The sequence below is a fragment of the Streptomyces prunicolor genome (assembly GCF_045162825.1).
GTDB classification, from domain to species: Bacteria; Actinomycetota; Actinomycetes; order Streptomycetales; family Streptomycetaceae; genus Streptomyces; species Streptomyces prunicolor.
Genome location: NZ_CP108676.1, coordinates 5133995 through 5150823, shown reverse-complemented (window position 1 = coordinate 5150823; position 16829 = coordinate 5133995). Strand labels below are relative to the sequence as shown.

Sequence of the window (16829 nt, the reverse complement as noted above, 5' to 3'; positions counted from 1 at the left end):
GCGATGACCATCTCTTGTTGAGTACGCGACAACAAGGGGCTGCTGGAATCCTGACTTCCGGCTTACCGAACAGGGTCTGGCCCTTTACCAAACCCACAGGTTTTTCATGGGAGTCGGGGCTGCGGAACGGCGAACGGGCCGCGGCTGGTTGCCGCGGCCCGTTGCCATTTGCTCCGCCGAGGGGACCCCACGTCCCCCTCTGCCGGCGGCTCCCCGTGACCCGACGGGGAGGTTCTTACGGAGTGGAGTGCGGTCAGCCGGTGAAGGCGGACACGCCCTCCGGGGTGCCCCAGCCGGTCGGCCCGTCGTAGCCCGAGCCGGCGGTGCAGAAGTAACTCGTCGAGCAGGCGCCGTTGTTGCCGCTCGTCACGTCGTTCAGGGCGGAGGTGCCGGCCGCGGCGTAGGGGTACGACGCCGGGTAGTCGCTGGTGCCGGGGGTGCCGGCCAGCGCGTAGACACTCGCGATGATCGGGGAGGAGGCGCTGGTGCCGCCGTAGGTGCCCCAGCCGGTGCCGTCGTCGCCGTAGGTGTCGTAGACCGAGACGCCGGTGGCGGGGTCGGCGACGGCGGAGACGTCGGAGATCATGCGCTTGGTGCAGCCGGTGTCGGTCTGCCAGGTGGGCTTCGCGTCGTACGCGGAGCAGCCGGAGCCGGTGCCTTCGGTGCTGCTGGTCTTCCAGACGCTCTCGGTCCAGCCGCGGGAGTTGGAGGACGTGGAGAGCTTCGTGCCGCCGACGGCGGTGACGTAGCGGGAGCCGGCCGGGTACTCGGCGCCGTAGGCCTCGTCGCCCGCGCTGGCGGTGATGGCGACGCCCGCGTGCTTGTAGTACGAGGTGTCGTACGACGTGTCGGAGGAGGACTCCGAGCCGCCGTAGGAGTTGGAGACGAACTTCGCGCCCAGCTTGACGGCCTCGTTCACCGCGGTGCCGAGGTTGGCGTCGCTCGCCGACTTGGCCTCGACCAGGAGGATGTTGCAGTTCGGGCAGGTCGCGCTGACCATGTCGAGGTCGAGGGACTCCTCACCGGCCCAGCCGCTGTCGGCGGTGGGGAGGGAGGTCGTCGAGCCGGTCTGGCTGACCTTGGTGAAGCAGCCGTTGGCGACCGTGCAGGCCGAAAGGCCGTAGTACGAGCGGTAGGTGGCGAGGTCGGCGGCGGCGTTCGGGTCGTCGTAGGCGTCGACGATCGCGACGGTCTCGCCGGAGCCGTTGTCGGCCGCCGCGTCGGCCAGGCCGTAGGCGGACTGGATGTCCGAGGGGCCGTAGCCGGTGGGGTCGTCCGAGGCGGCCTTCGGGGAGATGGTCTTGGGCGCGATGCCCTTCAGCGCGGCCTGCTTCTCCATGAAGGCGGTGGTGCCGCCGGTGACACGGAGGGCGTTACAGGCGGCGAAACCCTTCTTCGGGGTGGCGCCGCAGGCGGCCTTCTCGTACTGCACATGGGCCTTGGCGACCTGTGCGGCGATCGTCTTGGCGGTCGCCTTGTGGGGGGTGGTGGCGGCGCTCGCGTGGGCCGCGGTGCCGAGTCCGGCGAGCAGGAGTGCGGCGGTCGCGGTGGCGGCGGAGCCGAGTCTGCGCCAGTTGCCGCGTATGTGGGGGGAGTTGGGGGGTGTCGTACGCAACGTACAGCCTCCAGAGAGAGGTGGGCAGAGGCCTGCGGGTGGGGGGTCCACCGGTGAGGTTCCCGGTGGGGGCGGCGGCCCGCGATGACCATCTCTTGTTGAGTACGTGACAACAAGGTGGGTTCCGGAATTCTGACTTCCGCGTTACTCAAGGGGGTTGGGGGATTGCTGATCAGTGGCTGCGGGATGGGGTGGGGATGGCTCGGGCTTGACTGTCTCCACGGGAAATCCACAGTGGGACGCGCGTTGACTGGGGGTGGGGCCGGGTTCGGGGTGCGGGTGGGTGGGGGCTGGGTGTGCCCGCGCGGCGGAGCCGCATGTCGGTACGGTCCCGCGCCCCTGAGGGCATGAGGGTGGGGGCGTTAGAAGTGGGCGAGGATCTGGCGCAGGGGGTGCCCGACTGCCGCTGTGACGGAGGTCAGTTCCTGCTTGGTGAGCCGGTCTCGGTTGGGGTTCAGGGCCTCGATCCTGAAGCTTGCGAAGCCCATCGGCCAGTCGTAGGTCAGGTCGTTGAGTGATGTCTCGGTGTCGCAGCAGGGGGGCGTGACCAGGAGGGTGGAGAAGCCTTCGGCGTAGCGCTCCTGGACGGCGTCGGCCCACCAGGCGTCGGAATCCGTGCCGCAGTGCGGGCAGTGGATCGTCTCCAGGTTCGTGCCGCAGTGGACCACCTCGACGGTGTCGTGCCACCTGGCTGCCAGGCCGCGGCGGGCGTCGGCGTCGGGGAGCAGGGCGGACAGGGCGGCCTTGGCGTGATGCGCGGCGGCCCGGCCGGGTTGCCAGTACGGGTCGGTCGGAATGAGCGTCAAGTAGTTGTCGCTCACTGCTCGTTCTCGCGGGGCTTGAGGCCGCTCAGCAAGTGGTGGACCAGGGCGGGGATGTCGGCCACCGCGGCCTCGGGGGTGAGGGTGCCCTGGGCCGCGAAGGATGCCGTGCCGTGGAGGGCGGCGCCGATGGTGAAGGCGATGGTCCAAGGAGCGCCGGGGATCATCTCGCCGCGCTCCTGGGCGTCGATGACGATCTGTACGAACTGGGTTGTCGTGCCGTCCACCGCCGCCCGGAGCTGCTCGGAGATGTCCGGGTCGTGCTTGCGGGAGTACATGACCTCCAGCAGCTCGGCGTTCGAGACCGCGAAGTGGACGTAGGTCCTGGCCAGTTCGGTGAGGCGGGCTTCGAGGGGGAGGTCGGGGTGGTCCGCGGCGGTCAGTTCTCTCGCCATGCGCTCGAAGCCCGTCAGGGCCAAGGCGTCCACCAGGGCCTGCTTGTCCTTGAAGTGGCGGCCGGGGGCGGCGTGGCTGACGCCTACGTCCCGGGCCAGTTCGCGCAGGGACAGTGCCGCGACCCCCTTCTCCAGCAGGGTGCGTTCCGCGCTCGCGAGGAGGGCTTGGCGCAGGTCTCCGTGGTGATAGGGGCGTACAGGCATGCCAGCCATCGTATCCCGATGTTGTCGATGCCGACATTGTTGTCGTCGTCACCATTGTTGTCATTGACAGCATTGTTGGCGTTGCCTACATTGGGAGGCATGGACAAGACGGACAAGACCATCAGCGGCACGGGTAAGGGCAAGAGGAAGAGCGAGGGCAAGTGGGATGCGGGGCGGATTCCCGATCTCTCCGGGCGTATCGCCGTCGTCACCGGTGCCAACAGCGGGATCGGTCTCGCGGCCGCCGCCGAGCTGGCCCGAGCGGGCGCGCACGTCGTGTTCGCCGTACGGGACCTGGAGCGGGGGCGGGCCGCGGCGGCCAAGGTGAGCGGGAGTACCGAGGTGCGGCGGCTGGACCTCGCGGATCTGGCGTCCGTGCGGGAGTTCGCCGAGGGGTGGGACGGGCCGCTGGACCTGCTCGTCAACAACGCGGGCGTGATGCTGCTCCCCGAGCGGCGGACGCGTGACGGCTTCGAGATGCAGTTCGGCACGAACCACCTGGGCCACTTCGCCCTCACGAACCTGTTGCTGCCGTACATCACCGACCGGGTGGTGACCGTCTCCTCCGGCGCGCACCGGATGGGCGACGGCTTCATCCACTTCGAGAACCTGAACCTGGACGGCATCTACGCCCCACAGCGCGCGTACTCCCAGTCCAAGCTCGCCAACCTGCTCTTCACCCTCGAACTCCAGCGCAGGCTCACGGAGTCGGGCTCACACGTCCGCTCCCTCGCGGCCCACCCGGGCTGGGCGGCGACCAACCTCCAGAGCCATACGGCGAACCCGGTCTCGCGCGTGCTGATGGCCGTCGGCAACAAGGTCGTCGCCCAGGACGACAAGGGCGGCGCCCTGCCGACGCTCTTCGCGGCGACCCAGGATCTTCCGGGCGCGAGTTTCGTCGGCCCGAGCGGGCCGATGGAGATGCGCGGGGCGCCGACGCTGGTGGGGCGGAGTACGGCGGCGAGTGATGTGGCGGCGGCGGAGCGGTTGTGGACGGCTTCGGAGGAGCTCACCGGGGCGGTGTTCCCGCTCGTGGGCGCCGCGAGCTAACTCCAGGTGCGTGCCTGGGCGTTGAACACGGCCGGGGCGCTGTGCACCGGCAGGACGCAGAGCAGGTGGCCGCCGGGGGCGCGCAGGACCCGGCACTCCAGCCAGCGGGCGGTCTCGGTCGCGCCGAGGGTGAGGAGGCGGGCGGTCTCCGCTTCCACGTCGTCCGTTTCGATGTCGATGTGGAAGCGCGGGTTGGGGTCGTCGATGGACTGAACCGCCGTGACCAGGCCGGGGATTGCCTCGTGGAGCGTGGTGAACTGCTCCTCTCCGGGGACCGGTTCCGCGGGAGTGCCGAGTGCCGCCGACCAGAAGGCAGCCGCTGCGGCGGCCTCCGGGCCGGGGGTGTCGATCAGGAGGGCGAAGACGCGGCTTCTATGCATCCGGTGCATCCGGCGTATCCGGCTCGATTGCCGTGATGTCCGGGGCTGTTGTGTTCGTCATTTCCGCGGCTGTTGTGTCCGTCGCGTCCTCCACGCCCTCCACGAAGTGGTCGAACTCGCCTGCCTGTACGCCGAGTACGAAGGCGTCCCACTTGCGGCGGTTGGTGGTGACGACGTTCTCCGGGTCGCTGGTCTCGCGGATGTAGACCGGGGCCTCGCCGTCGTCTCCCTCACCGAAGGCGAGCTCGATCCAGGGGCCGGGGCCGGTGGCGTCCGGCGGGGCGGCTCGTTCCCAGGTGAGGTCGGGGGGGATGTCAGACACGGGGATTCCTTCGGCGAGTGGGGAATGGGTTTGTCGAGTGCGGGAAGGGGTTTGAGTATCGCGTAGGAGAGACGCAGGAGAGGCGGGAGGGACGGGGGGACAGTACGGTGGTCTGACCGCCGGACGAAGCCCCGAACGTGCGATCGCGCGTGCCATGGAATGAGCCGTTCACAGCGAAATCTCAGCAAACGTCGACGTCCTTTCTCACCTTCGTGGGACAAAGTGGGAGCCGATGAAGCGCAGCTCAGGCATCTCCCGTTCCGCTCGCCTCGCGGGCAACCGTAGGTACGCGCTGTTCGTCGCCGTGGTGACGCTGGCGCTGACCTCCGCGTCCGTGGCGACCGCCGACGACGGTCCCGGGCCCTTCGGTGTGACCACCGTGACCGTGGCGAGCAAGCAGAGCGCCCGGGTGGGCGCCCTGTTCGGGGCGGCCCATGCCACCAGCCTGGCCGGCGGGCACCACTGCACCGCGTCCGTGGTGCACAGCGCGGGGCACGACCTCATCGTCAGCGCGGCCCACTGCCTGGACGGCGACCCCGGTGACGTGTTCGTGCCGGGATACCGGGACGGCAGGGCGCCGTACGGGGTGTGGAAGATCGAGCAGCGGTTCCTGCCGGACGGGTGGTCCAAGGGGCAGGCGGAGGACAGCGACATCGGCTTCGCCACGGTCGTCGAGGTGGGCGGTAAGAATATCGAGGACGTCGTCGGGGCCGACCGGTTCACCACCGGGATGGCGACCGGGGCCACGGCCGTGACCGTCACCGGGTATCCCTCCGCCACCGACCAGCCCATCAGCTGCACCAACAAACCCACCCAGCACAGCAGCACCCAGCAGCGCATCGACTGCCCCGGCTTCACCGGCGGCACCAGCGGCAGCCCCTGGGTGAACGGCGACGAGCAGGTCGTGGGCGTCATCGGCGGGCACGAGCAGGGCGGACTGACGCCCGACATCTCGTACAGCGTCGTGTTCGGGAAAGAGGCGGCCGAGTTGTACAAGGACGCGACGAGTGACCCGTAATCGTGGCGACTGACCTGTAGTCATGTCGACTGCCCCGTAATCGTGACGACTGACCCGTAATAAGGAGCGGTGCGAGGCTCCGGCGACGCGCTGCATACGCGTCAGATGTGGTGGAAGCACGGCGAAATGCCGCCACCCTGCCCCGAAATGGCCTTGAACAGGGCTGACATGGGGGAGGGTTGAGCCGTGCGAAAAGTATGGGTGGCCGGTGGGGTCGCGGTTGGGCTGGGGCTCAGCTTTGTGATGCTGCTCGTCGTCGGGGTCTACCTCGTCGCCGGGAACCTCGTGAACGGGGCCGGCGGCGGGAGCGTCGCGCTCGCCAAGGGCGCGGTGCCGGCGGCGTATTCGGCGCTCGTGCAGAAGTGGGGCAACCTCTGCCCCGCCCTCAACCCCGCGCTGCTCGCCGCCCAGCTGTACCAGGAGAGCGGGTTCAACCCGAACGCGAAGAGCCCGGCGAAGGCCGAGGGGATAGCGCAGTTCATCCCCGGGACCTGGGCCACGCACGGGATCGACGGCAACGGCGACGGCGTACGCAACGTATGGGATCCGAATGACGCGATTCCGTCGGCCGCGACCTACGACTGCGAGCTCGCCTCGTATGTGAAGGACGTGCCGGGGAACGTGACCGCGAACATGCTCGCCTCGTACAACGCGGGGGCGTACGCGGTCATCAAGTACGGGGGCGTGCCGCCGTACTCCGAGACCAAGAACTACGTGAAGACGATCACGACGCTCTCGCAGAGCTTTGCCGCGCCCGTCAGCCGGGTCGATCCCTCCGAGCAGGCCGCCACCGCCATCACCTACGCCCAGACCAAGCTCGGTACGCCGTATCTCTGGGGCGGGAACGGTACGGCCGACCAGGGCGGGCGCTTCGACTGCTCGGGGCTGACCAAGGCCGCGTTCGCCGAGGCGGGGATCACGCTGCCGCGCGTCGCGAACGATCAGTACAACGCGGGACCCCATCCGCAGCGGGCCGAATTGCTGCCGGGAGATCTGGTGTTCTTCTCGGACGACCTGACCAATTCACGGGCCATCCGGCATGTGGGGATTTATGTCGGCGGCGGGTACATGATCGACGCACCCCGGACGGGTGCTGTGATCCGGTTCGACCCCATTGACACCCCCGATTACTTCGGTGCCACCCGGGTCACCGAAGATGGCGCGAAAGCGCTCCCCACGACGGTGTGAACCGAGCGTGAACCCACCCCCTGAGCTGCGGCGATGAGTCTCTCTTCGATAACGTCTGAGTGATCATTCGGTAGAGGGTGGAACGTATTAAGCGGGACCGTGCGTTCCTGTTCAGTAATGCGCACGAGAGGTGCGTCCGGAACTACGACGAAGGAGCCGCAGCACCATGGCTGTACTCGCCGAATCCGGGTCGAATCCCGACGTCGATCTGCTCTATGACATCAATGGACTCGCCAAGGACGCGCCGCACTGGTTCGACCGGGGCATGGAGTTCGTCGGTGAGTACGGGTTGCTCGTCGCGATGGTGCTGCTGGTGGTGTGCTGCTGGTGGTCCGTGCGGCGGCGGGGGGACGAGGATGCGGCGTCCTCTGTGGCCGCGCTGGTGTGGGCGCCGGTCGCTGCCGCGCTCGCTGTGCTTGTGAACGTGCCCATTCGTGGGTTCGTGGAGCGGCCCCGGCCGTTCCTCGACCACACCGGGCTGGATGTGCTGATCTCCGGGAAGACCGACTACTCGTTCGTCAGCGATCACGCGACCATCACCATGGCGATGGGCGTCGCGTTGTTCGTCGCGGATCGGCGGTTCGGGCTGGTGGGGATCGGGGTGGCGCTGCTGGAGGGGTTCTGCCGGGTCTATATGGGCGTGCACTATCCGACCGACGTGGTCGGTGGGTTCGCGCTGGGTACGGCTGTGGCTCTGCTTCTCTCGCCGGTTGCGATGGCTTTGCTTACGCCGGTGCTCAAGGCGGTCGAGGGGTCGTCGTGGGGTGGGTGGATGGTTCGGTCGGCCGGGGCTCGGCGGGTGGGGCGGGATGCGTTGATTCCGGGGGCGCGGGCTGAGTCGTCCGGTACGGAGGAGCGGGACCTCGCGGCTTAGTTCGTCGGCTGCGGGTCCGTTGTGGCTGGTCGCGCAGTTCCCCGCGCCCCTTAGGGGGTTGCCGGGCCGTGGCTGGCTGGTTGCCTCTGGGTGGTCGTGCCCGTGCGGTGGAGCCGCAGATGGATGCAGTCCCGCGCCCCTTAGGGGGTTGCCGGACCGTGGCTGGCTGGTTGCCCCTTGGGGGTCGTGCCCGTGCGGTGGAGCCGCAGATGGATGCAGTCCCGGGCCCCTTAGGGGGTTGCCGGGCCGTGGCTGGCTGGTTGCCTCTGGGTGGTCGTGCCCGCGCGGTGGAGCCGCAGATGGATGCAGTCCCGCGCCCCTTACGGTGTTGCCGGACCGCCGCTGATTAGAGCCCCTGCGGGTACGTGAAGAAGTGATTCGGGTCGTACTGCTTCTTCAGAGTCGTCAGGCGGGTCGCCGCGTCGCCGTAGTACGCCTTGCGCCAGTTGGTGAGGGTCGGGTCGGTGTAGTTCTGGTAGGCGGCGCCGGAGGCGTAGGGCTTCATGGCGTTGTGGAAGGACGTCAGCCAGGACTGGGCCGATGTGCCGGCTGTGCCGGAGGGCCAGGAGACCAGGTACTGGGCCAGGATGCGGGAGCGGCGGTGGACGAAGGCCGTTGCTGTGGGGGAGACGCGGTTGACCGCGCCGCCGAGGGCCGTCAGGGCTATGTCGCCCGCGTTGCCGCGGACCGCCTTCATCTGGTTGAGCATCGTCTGGATGCCCGTGGCCGAGATCGAGCGGTCGAAGAAGTCGGAGCGGCCCACGTAGGTCTCCCGTGCCAGCGCGCCCTGCGGGGAGCGGCCCGGGGTCGAGCCGGGCAGGTGGCACTGGGCGTCCGTCGAGAACGACGTGCAGCCCGCGTACGCCTCCATCGACTCCTCGTACGTGTGCCGCTTCAGCGAGACGCTCGTCGCGTTGCCGCCGACCAGGTGGGCCAGCTTGTCGACCGCGTTCTGGAGTTCGGTGTAAGTGCCCAGGGAGAACGCGGCCACCGAGACCTTGGGGGTGCCGCCCGGTGTGTTCGTGAGGTGGCAGGACGACCAGATCTCGTCGGGCTGGTCCGGGCCCCACTCCTGCCAGGCCTTCACCACGGCCGCCGCCATCGACGACGGCCAGGTCAGATAGCCCGATACGGCCTGGGGTGCGGGGTGGGTCTTGTACTGAAGCTCCGTCACCACGCCGAAGTTGCCGTTGCCGGCGCCGCGCAGCGCCCAGAACAGGTCTTTGTTCTCGGTGGAGTTGGCGACCAGCTGCTTGCCGTCGGCGGTGATCAGCGTGGCCTGGGTGAGGCTGTCGCAGGTCAGGCCGTAGGCCCGGGAGACCACGCCGTGGCCGCCGCCCAGGGTGAGGCCGGAGACGCCGACCGTCGGGCAGGAACCGGCGGGGATGGTCACGCCCTTCGCGGCGAGACCCCGGTACACGTCGATCAGCTTGGCGCCGGCGCCGACGACCGCGGAGGAGCCGCTCGCCCGGATCTTGTTCAGCTTCGACACGTCGACGATCAGGCGGCCGTCGCCGGAGGAGTAGCCGGCGTAGGAGTGGCCGCCGTTGCGGATCGCGACGCGGATGTTGTGGGCGCGGGCGTAGGAGAGGACCGAGCGGATGTCGTCGGGGTTCGCGACGTACGCCACCGCGGCCGGCTTCAGGGAGTCGAAGCGGGTGTTGTAGAGCTGGTGGGCCGTCTTCCAGGAGGCGTCACCGGGGCGGACCAGGGTGCCGTCCAGCTCACGGGCCAGGGCGGCCCAGTTGGCCGCGGCGGCCGCGGTGGTGGTGCGCAGACCCGATGTGCTCGTCGAGGTGGAGGCGTTGGACGCCGTGGCGGACGAGTCACCGCCGCCGGTGTTCTTGCCGTTGCACGCGGTGGTCGCGACCGCCGCTATCGCGGCCACGCCGCCACCTATGAACGAACGCCGTTCCATTTCGCCTCCTGTGGGGTTACGTGGAATGAGATACGGCCCGGGCCCCACAAGTTCTCGTGCGCATGTCACAGGTTCGGAACAGGCGGGTGGTGTCCTGCGCCGTCCGTCCTGGCCTGGCTTCTCGCCCGTCTCGCCGGGCCCCGCCAGCCACAGACGCAGCGGGCGAAGCAGAAAGGGCCCTGCTCGACCGTCGTCGTGCGATGTTCGGGATGTGCGGGGGGAGCCTGTCGTTCGTCCTGCTGCGCCACATCGACCAAGGTACCGAGCCCGGGTAAAGCGCTCGTATGGCGGTCGCGCGACGGTCATAGGGCGGTTGTACGGCCGCGACAGCGCGTGACGGGCCCATCTACCCGTCGTTAAGCGGAACGACAGGGCCCGTGACGACGTACGGGGGTACGGCAGGCTATGGAGCGGCAGCACAGGCGGACCGGCGGGGCGGTCGCCGCGGCGGGACTCATGGTCGGGGTCTGTGTCGGCACCGGTGGGTGCGGCGGTGGTGACGGGGCGGCCACCGCGGACGCGCGAGGCGCCGGGGACGTGTCCGCGGTGGTGCGGCGCGCGGCCGACACCCTTGTCGCGGCGGGGAGTTCACAGGCCCGTACGTCCATGGAGATGGCCACCGGCGGCACCCGCGTGACCATCCGCGGCGAGGGCGTCTACGACTTCCGTCGCCAACTCGGCCGACTGAAGGTGCAGTTGCCGCAGGACCCGGCCGGTGCCAGCGAACACCGCCCGATCACCGAACTCCTCGCGCCCGGCGCCCTGTTCATGAAGAACCGGGGCGCCGGAGTGCCCGCCGACAAATGGGTACGGGTCGACACCGGGACGCTGTCCGACGGCAACCTCGTGACCGGCGGGGCCACCGACCCGTACGCCGCCGCCGAGTTGCTGCGCGGGACGACTGGCGCGACGTATCTCGGGAAGACGGAGGTGGCCGGGGCCTCCGTGCGTCACTATCGGGGGGTCGCCGATCTCGCCGTCGCCGCGCGGAGCGCGTCGGCGGGGAACGAGGCGGCTCTGAGGGCGGCGGCGAAAGGGTTCGCCACCGCCCGGGTGCCCTTCGACGTCTACCTCGACGACCAGGGGCGCGTCCGCAAGCTGGGGCAGCGGTTCAGCTTCGTCAACGGGCAGCGGCACAACCCGGTGGCGGTCACCTCGACGACGTTGCTGTACGACTTCGGGGCCCCCGTGGACGTACGGCTTCCGGCGTCGAAGGACATCTACGCCGGGCAGATCGCCGAGAAGTGACCTGAAACGATCGGTGTGCGGCGCGGTGAGGACTAGCCCGTCCGTGCCATGCGCGTTGTGTAGACCGCTCCCTACTCTAGGAAGTCGGTGACGGCAGAGAAGAGGTGATGCACGTGGCTCCGGTCGGCGGTACGGCAGTTCAGGACCACGTGGCCCTCGCCGAGATCGAGCTGTGCGGAGACCTGATCATCGCGGCCTCGGCCGCCGAGGACCGGCTCAGCCTGGAGAGCATCGACGAGGTGCTGAAGGTCGCCGAGGAACGGGATGTCTCCGGCGGTCCCCGTTAGCCGGGTGAGTGGTTGGGCTCAGGTGCGGAGCAGCCGGGCGATCGCCTTCGTCGCCTCGTCGACCTTCGCGTCGATCTCCTCGCCGCCCTTGACCGCCGCGTCGGCGACGCAGTGCCGCAGGTGCTCCTCCAGAAGTTGCAGCGCGAACGACTGCAGGGCCTTCGTGGAGGCGGACACCTGGGTGAGTATGTCGATGCAGTAGACGTCCTCGTCGACCATGCGCTGAAGTCCGCGGATCTGGCCCTCGATGCGGCGCAGGCGTTTGAGGTGCTCGTCCTTCTGGTGGTGGTAACCGTGCGTGACCGGTTCCTGGGCCGATTCCTGGACCGGCTCCCGCGTCGGTTCGGAGGGCGCCGCCGCCGCGCCGGCCTCGGTGGTCGTCATGGCGTCCATCGCGTCCTCCAGACGTATACCCCTAGTGGGTATATCGTAACGAACTTTGCTGGGTATAGGGCCCTTGGTACGCCCCCGTGCGGATCACTGTGCCTGATGGGCGACACTGGGGGACGGCCCATTAGCCGTGGCCGGATGATGCACTTAGCATCAGCCTGACCGAAACCCATGCTTCCCGAGGACCCCTTGTGCGCTTTCGTCTGACCCCCAGGGAGACGAGCTTCTACGACATGTTCGCCGCGTCCGCGGACAACATCGTCACGGGCTCGAAACTCCTCATGGAACTGCTCGGGGCGGACACCGCCGGCCGGGCCGAGATCGCAGAGCGTATGCGGGCCGCGGAACACGCCGGTGACGATGCCACGCACGCGATCTTCCATCAGCTGAACTCCTCCTTCATCACGCCCTTCGACCGCGAGGACATCTACAACCTCGCTTCCTGCCTCGACGACATCATGGACTTCATGGAGGAGGCCGTCGACCTGGTCGTCCTCTACAACGTGGAGGAACTGCCCAAGGGCGTCGAGCAGCAGATCGAGGTGCTGGCACGGGCCGCGGAGCTCACCGCTGAGGCCATGCCGAACCTGCGCACGATGGACAACCTCACCGAGTACTGGATCGAGGTCAACCGGCTGGAGAACCAGGCCGACCAGATCCACCGCAAGCTGCTGGCCATGCTCTTCAACGGCAAGTACGAGGCCATCGAGGTGCTGAAGCTCAAGCAGATCGTGGATGTGCTGGAGGAAGCGGCGGACGCGTTCGAGCACGTGGCGAACACGGTGGAGACCATCGCCGTCAAGGAGTCCTGACCTCTCCATGGACACCTTCGCTCTGGTCGTGACCATTCTGGTCGCGCTCTTTTTCACGTACACGAACGGTTTTCACGACTCTGCGAACGCCATCGCCACGTCCGTCTCGACGCGGGCGCTGACTCCGCGCGCGGCGCTCGCGATGGCCGCCGTCATGAATCTCGCCGGTGCGTTTCTCGGTTCCGGGGTCGCCAAGACGGTGAGTGAGGGGCTGATCGAGACGCCCGAGGGGTCGAAGGGGATGGGCATCCTCTTCGCCGCGCTGATCGGCGCGATCACCTGGAACCTGGTCACCTGGTACTTCGGGCTGCCTTCGTCGTCCTCGCACGCGTTGTTCGGCGGCATGGTGGGGGCCGCGCTCGCGGGCGGTACGGATGTCATCTGGCACGGGGTCGTCGACAAGGTCGTCGTGCCGATGTTCGTGTCGCCGGTCGTCGGTCTGGTCGGCGGCTATCTGGTGATGACGGCGATCATGTGGATCTTCCGGCGGGCCAATCCGCACAAGGCCAAGCGGGGGTTCCGGATCGCGCAGACCGTCTCCGCGGCCGGTATGGCTCTCGGGCACGGTCTCCAGGACGCGCAGAAGACCATGGGCATCGTGGTGATGGCCCTGGTGATCTCCGGACATTCGACCTACGGCGATCCGATCCCGGTCTGGGTGAAGATCGTCTGCGCGTTGATGCTGTCGCTGGGGACGTACGCGGGCGGTTGGCGGATCATGCGGACGCTGGGGCGGAAGATCATCGAGCTGGATCCGCCGCAGGGGTTCGCGGCGGAGACGACCGGTGCGGCGATCATGTTCACCACCGCGTATCTCTTCAAGGCGCCGGTCTCGACCACGCATGTCATCACCTCGGCGATCATGGGTGTCGGGGCGACGAAGCGGGTGAAGGCCGTGCGGTGGGGTGTTGCCAAGAACATCGTGCTGGGGTGGTTCATCACGATGCCGGCGGCGGCGGTGGTGGCTGCGTGCTCGTTCTGGGTTGTGGATCTGGCGTTCCTGTAGACGCTGTATGCCGGGGGCTGCGCCCCCTGGCCCCCCGCTTCCCACCCACCCACCCGTTTGCGGTCGGCCGAGAAGGTGCCGTAGAAGCAGAACGGATGGGCCCGGGGCTCCTGAGCGCTTCACCTCTCGGCCGACCGTAAACGGGTGGGTGGGTGGGTGGGAGAGCAGGAACGCGCACCCCCACTCACCCGCAGAAACGAGCCCCCCGTGGGCCACCTCTCGACCGACCGAGTCGGGTGGGCGGGTGGGCGGGTGGGCAAACAAACAAACGAACGGGCCCGCCCCCGGGAGCCGGGGGCGGGCCCTTTTCGTCCTCGCGGTGGCACCGCCATGCAGCACCGCGAGGGGTTCTTGAGGCGGCCGGGGTCTAGCCGAAGCGGCCCGAGATGTAGTCCTCGGTGGCCTGGACCGACGGGTTGGAGAAGATGCGTTCCGTGTCGTCGATCTCGATCAGCCGGCCGGGCTGGCCGACCGCCGCGAGGTTGAAGAAGGCCGTACGGTCCGAGACGCGCGCCGCCTGCTGCATGTTGTGCGTCACGATGACGATCGTGAACCGTTCCTTCAGCTCGCCGATCAGGTCCTCGATCGCGAGCGTGGAGATGGGGTCCAGGGCCGAGCAGGGCTCGTCCATGAGCAGGACCTTCGGTTCCACCGCGATCGCCCGCGCGATGCACAGGCGCTGCTGCTGGCCGCCCGACAGGCCCGAACCCGGCTTGTTCAGGCGGTCCTTGACCTCGTTCCAGAGGTTCGCGCCCTTCAACGACTTCTCCACTACGTCGTTCAGCTCGCTCTTCTTGTACGAGCCGGCCAGCCGCAGCCCCGCCGCCACGTTGTCGAAGATCGACATCGTGGGGAACGGGTTCGGGCGCTGGAAGACCATGCCGATCTCGCGGCGTACCGACACCGGGTCGATGCCGTGGCCGTAGAGGTCCTCGTCGTCCAGGAGCACCTTGCCCTCGACGCGGCCGCCGGTCGTCACCTCGTGCATACGGTTGAGCGTGCGCAGGAACGTCGACTTGCCGCAGCCGGAGGGGCCGATGAAGGCCGTCACCGAGCGGGGCTCGACCGTCATCGAGATGTCTTCGATTGCCTTGTGTGAGCCGTAGTAGGCGGTGAGCCCACTGACGTCGATTCGCTTGGACATGTCTACTTCACTTCCAGACTTCAGAACGGTCGCTGAGGAGGTCGCGGTCAGCGACCGGTCTTGGGGGCCTTCCAGCGGGCGATGCCGCGGGCCACCAGGTTGAGGATCATCACGAAGGCGATCAGCGTGAGGGACGCGGCCCAGGCACGGTCGTAGGCCGCACCGGAACCCGCGCTCTGCGCGAACTGCTGGTAGATGTACAGCGGCAGCGACGCCTGCGCACCCGAGAACGGGTCGTTGTTGATGAACGGGTTGCCGAACACCAGCAGCAGTACGGGCGCGGTCTCACCGGCGATACGTGCCACCGACAGCATGATGCCGGTGGTGATGCCGCCGATCGCGGTCGGGAGGACGACCTTGAGGATCGTGCGCCACTTCGGGATGCCGAGGGCGAGGGAGGCCTCGCGCAGCTCGTTCGGGACGAGTTTCAGCATCTCCTCGGTGGAGCGGACCACGACCGGCATCATCAGGATGGCCAGGGCGCAGGAACCGGCGAAGCCGGAGGGTCCCAGGTCCCACATGAGCATCAGGGACAGGATGAACAGACCCGCGACGATCGACGGGATACCGGTCATGACGTCGACGAAGAACGTGACCGACTTCGACAGCGCGCCCGATCCGTACTCGACCAGGTAGATCGCGGTGAGCACACCGATCGGGGCGCCGATCAGGGTGGCGAGGCCGACCTGCTCCAGGCTGCCGATGATCGCGTGGTAGATACCGCCGCCGGGCTCGGTGTCGCCGACCACGCCCATCGAGTGGCTCAGGAAGTAGATGTCGAGGACCTTCACGCCGCGCGAGATCGTCGTCCAGAGGAGCGAGACGAGCGGGACGACGGCGAGGAGGAAGGCGACCCAGACCAGGCTGGTCGCGATGCGGTCCTTGGCCTGGCGGCTGCCCTCGACGCGCGCCGCGATGACGTACGTACCGACGACGAAGAGGATCGCCGCGATCAGGCCCCACTGGATCTTGCTGTCGAGGCTGCCGACCAGGCCGATGAGGACGGCCAGGACGACGGAGCCGCCGGCGATCGCGTACGGCGACCAGCTGGGGAGGGTGGCGCCCTGGAGGGTGCTCGCGGGCTTCTCGGCTGCGACTGCGTTGCTCATGCGTTGGCCCCCGAGTACTCCGCGCGGCGGGCGATGATGAGCCGGGCCGCGCCGTTGACCAGCAAGGTGATGACGAACAGGACCAGACCGGAGGCGATCAGCGCGTCACGGCCGTCCGGAGTCGCCTCGCTGAACTTGCTGGCGATGTTCTGGGCGAAGGTGCCGCCACCCGGGTTGAGCAGGCTGGCGTGGATGATGAAGTCCGGGGAGAGCACGGTGGCGACGGCCATCGTCTCGCCGAGCGCGCGGCCGAGGCCGAGCATCGAGGCGGAGATCACGCCGGAGCGGCCGAAGGGGATCACCGCCATGCGGATGACCTCCCAGCGGGTGGCGCCGAGGGCGAGGGCCGCCTCTTCGATCATCTGCGGGGCCTGGCGGAAGACCTCACGGCTCACGTTGGTGATGATCGGCAGGATCATGATCGCGAGCAGGATGCCGACGGTGAGCATCGAGCGGGGCGCGCCCTGGTCCCAGGAGAAGATCCCGGTCCAGCCGAAGAAGTCGTTGAGCCAGCCGAAGAGGCCGACCATGTGCGGGACCAGGATCAGGGCGCCCCACAGGCCGTACACGATGGACGGTACGGCGGCCAGCAGGTCGATGACGTACGAGACCGGGCCGCGGAGCTTGCGCGGGGCGTAGTGCGTGGTGAAGAGGGCGATGGCGACCGCGATCGGGACCGCGATGACCATGGCGATGATCGAGGACACCACCGTGCCGAACGCCAGGACGGCGATGCCGAACTTGGGCGGGAGCAGGTTGGTGTTCCACTCGAAGGTGGTGAGGAAGTTCGCGTGGTCCTTGCTGATCGCGAGCGAGGCGCGATAGGTGAGGAAGACCGCGATCGCGGCCATGATCACCAACAGCAGGATGCCCGACCCGCGGGAGAGACCGAGGAAGATCCGGTCACCGGGTCGGGTGGCGCCGCGTGCGGTGCGCTGCTGCGCGGCGGCGGAGGGCTCGGGGGTGGGAGGCGGTGCCTCTTCAGGGTTCTTGGTCGATATATCCATCAGGATTCTCCGGTCTGCGGGTCCACACGTGCTGTGTGCGG

The 16829-nt window shown here is 68.3% G+C and carries 19 protein-coding genes; 8 read left to right on the top strand and 11 right to left on the bottom strand.

Going from position 1 to position 16829, the window contains the following annotated elements; genetic code table 11:
* Positions 1-253: 253 nt before the first annotated feature.
* The 3 genes from OG588_RS23575 to OG588_RS23565 all read right to left on the bottom strand — a co-directional run bounded on the left by OG588_RS23575 (position 254) and on the right by OG588_RS23565 (position 3035).
* Entirely contained in the window at positions 254-1615 is a 1362-nt protein-coding gene (locus OG588_RS23575) for a peptidase S8 (protein WP_405949039.1), read from the bottom strand.
* A gap of 362 nt (positions 1616-1977) precedes the next feature.
* Positions 1978-2436, bottom strand: a complete 459-nt coding sequence (locus OG588_RS23570) for a hypothetical protein (RefSeq protein ID WP_405949038.1) — start codon at positions 2434-2436, stop codon at positions 1978-1980.
* The gene (locus OG588_RS23565) at positions 2433-3035 is read right to left on the bottom strand and encodes a TetR/AcrR family transcriptional regulator (RefSeq protein ID WP_405949037.1); all 603 of its coding nucleotides are present in this window, start codon (positions 3033-3035) and stop codon (positions 2433-2435) included. The genes OG588_RS23570 and OG588_RS23565 overlap by 4 nt, the downstream gene beginning before the upstream one ends.
* 99 nt (positions 3036-3134) lie before the next feature.
* On the opposite strand from OG588_RS23565, the gene OG588_RS23560 reads away from it, so the two are divergent.
* Complete coding sequence (locus tag OG588_RS23560; RefSeq protein ID WP_405949036.1) at positions 3135-4085, top strand: oxidoreductase; 951 nt, start codon at positions 3135-3137, stop codon at positions 4083-4085.
* Here the strand turns inward: OG588_RS23560 and OG588_RS23555 are convergent.
* Together OG588_RS23555 and OG588_RS23550 are read right to left on the bottom strand one after the other, a co-directional pair.
* Positions 4082-4465 carry a VOC family protein gene (locus tag OG588_RS23555; protein WP_405949035.1) on the bottom strand — a complete coding sequence of 128 codons (384 nt, stop codon included), beginning with the start codon at positions 4463-4465 and terminating at the stop codon, positions 4082-4084. The genes OG588_RS23560 and OG588_RS23555 overlap by 4 nt on opposite strands.
* Positions 4458-4787 (bottom strand): DUF397 domain-containing protein, encoded by a 330-nt coding sequence (locus OG588_RS23550; RefSeq protein ID WP_405949034.1) that lies wholly within the window; start codon positions 4785-4787, stop codon positions 4458-4460. The genes OG588_RS23555 and OG588_RS23550 overlap by 8 nt, the downstream gene beginning before the upstream one ends.
* Before the next feature lie 232 nt (positions 4788-5019).
* Between OG588_RS23550 and OG588_RS23545 the strand changes: the two genes are divergently transcribed.
* From OG588_RS23545 to OG588_RS23535, 3 genes are all read left to right on the top strand, one after another.
* Entirely contained in the window at positions 5020-5805 is a 786-nt protein-coding gene (locus OG588_RS23545) for a trypsin-like serine peptidase (protein ID WP_405949033.1), read from the top strand.
* A 243-nt stretch (positions 5806-6048) separates the two neighbouring features.
* A complete protein-coding gene (locus OG588_RS23540; RefSeq protein ID WP_405953192.1) occupies positions 6049-6993 on the top strand; it encodes an NlpC/P60 family protein in 945 nt (314 codons plus the stop codon).
* A gap of 166 nt (positions 6994-7159) precedes the next feature.
* A complete protein-coding gene (locus tag OG588_RS23535) occupies positions 7160-7867 on the top strand; it encodes a phosphatase PAP2 family protein (protein WP_405949032.1) in 708 nt (235 codons plus the stop codon).
* 346 nt (positions 7868-8213) lie between these two features.
* Here OG588_RS23535 and OG588_RS23530 read toward each other — a convergent pair whose 3' ends face one another.
* Positions 8214-9785, bottom strand: a complete 1572-nt coding sequence (locus tag OG588_RS23530; protein ID WP_405949031.1) for an FAD-binding oxidoreductase — start codon at positions 9783-9785, stop codon at positions 8214-8216.
* 65 nt (positions 9786-9850) lie between these two features.
* A complete protein-coding gene (locus tag OG588_RS23525; protein ID WP_078623315.1) occupies positions 9851-10033 on the bottom strand; it encodes a hypothetical protein in 183 nt (60 codons plus the stop codon).
* Between the two features lie 157 nt (positions 10034-10190).
* Here OG588_RS23525 and OG588_RS23520 point away from each other — a divergent pair, with 157 nt between their 5' ends.
* Positions 10191-11033, top strand: coding sequence for a hypothetical protein (locus OG588_RS23520; protein WP_405949030.1), 843 nt, complete (start codon positions 10191-10193; stop codon positions 11031-11033).
* A gap of 107 nt (positions 11034-11140) precedes the next feature.
* Positions 11141-11320, top strand: coding sequence for a hypothetical protein (locus OG588_RS23515; RefSeq protein ID WP_405949029.1), 180 nt, complete (start codon positions 11141-11143; stop codon positions 11318-11320).
* An 18-nt stretch (positions 11321-11338) separates the two neighbouring features.
* Here the strand turns inward: OG588_RS23515 and OG588_RS23510 are convergent, their stop codons facing one another.
* Entirely contained in the window at positions 11339-11704 is a 366-nt protein-coding gene (locus tag OG588_RS23510; RefSeq protein ID WP_405953191.1) for a metal-sensitive transcriptional regulator, read from the bottom strand.
* A 197-nt stretch (positions 11705-11901) separates the two neighbouring features.
* Here OG588_RS23510 and OG588_RS23505 point away from each other — a divergent pair, with 197 nt between their 5' ends.
* Both OG588_RS23505 and OG588_RS23500 read left to right on the top strand, forming a co-directional pair.
* Positions 11902-12522 (top strand): DUF47 domain-containing protein, encoded by a 621-nt coding sequence (locus OG588_RS23505; protein ID WP_026151758.1) that lies wholly within the window; start codon positions 11902-11904, stop codon positions 12520-12522.
* A 7-nt stretch (positions 12523-12529) separates the two neighbouring features.
* Positions 12530-13528 (top strand): anion permease, encoded by a 999-nt coding sequence (locus OG588_RS23500; RefSeq protein ID WP_405949028.1) that lies wholly within the window; start codon positions 12530-12532, stop codon positions 13526-13528.
* Positions 13529-13895: 367 nt separating this feature from the next.
* Here the strand turns inward: OG588_RS23500 and pstB are convergent, their stop codons facing one another.
* From pstB to pstC, 3 genes are read right to left on the bottom strand one after another with little or no spacing between them, the layout of a single operon-like run.
* Positions 13896-14672: a phosphate ABC transporter ATP-binding protein PstB gene (gene pstB / locus OG588_RS23495; protein WP_019064501.1), complete on the bottom strand. Its 777-nt coding sequence runs from the start codon at positions 14670-14672 to the stop codon at positions 13896-13898.
* Positions 14673-14719: 47 nt separating this feature from the next.
* On the bottom strand, positions 14720-15781 hold the full coding sequence (pstA, locus tag OG588_RS23490; protein ID WP_405949027.1) for a phosphate ABC transporter permease PstA: 1062 nt from the start codon (positions 15779-15781) through the stop codon (positions 14720-14722).
* Positions 15778-16788: a phosphate ABC transporter permease subunit PstC gene (gene pstC / locus OG588_RS23485; RefSeq protein WP_405949026.1), complete on the bottom strand. Its 1011-nt coding sequence runs from the start codon at positions 16786-16788 to the stop codon at positions 15778-15780. Before pstC ends, pstA begins: the two co-directional genes overlap by 4 nt.
* Positions 16789-16829: the final 41 nt, after the last annotated feature.

Bases quoted from the DNA above. Each gene is read 5' to 3' on its own strand.
- OG588_RS23565 (WP_405949037.1), bottom strand. From the start codon at position 3,035: ATGCCTGTACGCCCCTATCACCACGGAGACCTGCGCCAAGCCCTCCTC.
- OG588_RS23560 (WP_405949036.1), top strand. From the start codon at position 3,135: ATGGACAAGACGGACAAGACCATCAGCGGCACGGGTAAGGGCAAGAGG.
- OG588_RS23555 (WP_405949035.1), bottom strand. From the start codon at position 4,465: ATGCATAGAAGCCGCGTCTTCGCCCTCCTGATCGACACCCCCGGCCCG.
- OG588_RS23545 (WP_405949033.1), top strand. From the start codon at position 5,020: ATGAAGCGCAGCTCAGGCATCTCCCGTTCCGCTCGCCTCGCGGGCAAC.
- OG588_RS23540 (WP_405953192.1), top strand. From the start codon at position 6,049: ATGCTGCTCGTCGTCGGGGTCTACCTCGTCGCCGGGAACCTCGTGAAC.
- OG588_RS23535 (WP_405949032.1), top strand. From the start codon at position 7,160: ATGGCTGTACTCGCCGAATCCGGGTCGAATCCCGACGTCGATCTGCTC.
- OG588_RS23530 (WP_405949031.1), bottom strand. From the start codon at position 9,785: ATGGAACGGCGTTCGTTCATAGGTGGCGGCGTGGCCGCGATAGCGGCG.
- OG588_RS23520 (WP_405949030.1), top strand. From the start codon at position 10,191: ATGGAGCGGCAGCACAGGCGGACCGGCGGGGCGGTCGCCGCGGCGGGA.
- OG588_RS23515 (WP_405949029.1), top strand. From the start codon at position 11,141: ATGCACGTGGCTCCGGTCGGCGGTACGGCAGTTCAGGACCACGTGGCC.
- OG588_RS23510 (WP_405953191.1), bottom strand. From the start codon at position 11,704: ATGACGACCACCGAGGCCGGCGCGGCGGCGGCGCCCTCCGAACCGACG.
- OG588_RS23500 (WP_405949028.1), top strand. From the start codon at position 12,530: ATGGACACCTTCGCTCTGGTCGTGACCATTCTGGTCGCGCTCTTTTTC.
- pstB (WP_019064501.1), bottom strand. From the start codon at position 14,672: ATGTCCAAGCGAATCGACGTCAGTGGGCTCACCGCCTACTACGGCTCA.
- pstA (WP_405949027.1), bottom strand. From the start codon at position 15,781: ATGAGCAACGCAGTCGCAGCCGAGAAGCCCGCGAGCACCCTCCAGGGC.
- pstC (WP_405949026.1), bottom strand. From the start codon at position 16,788: ATGGATATATCGACCAAGAACCCTGAAGAGGCACCGCCTCCCACCCCC.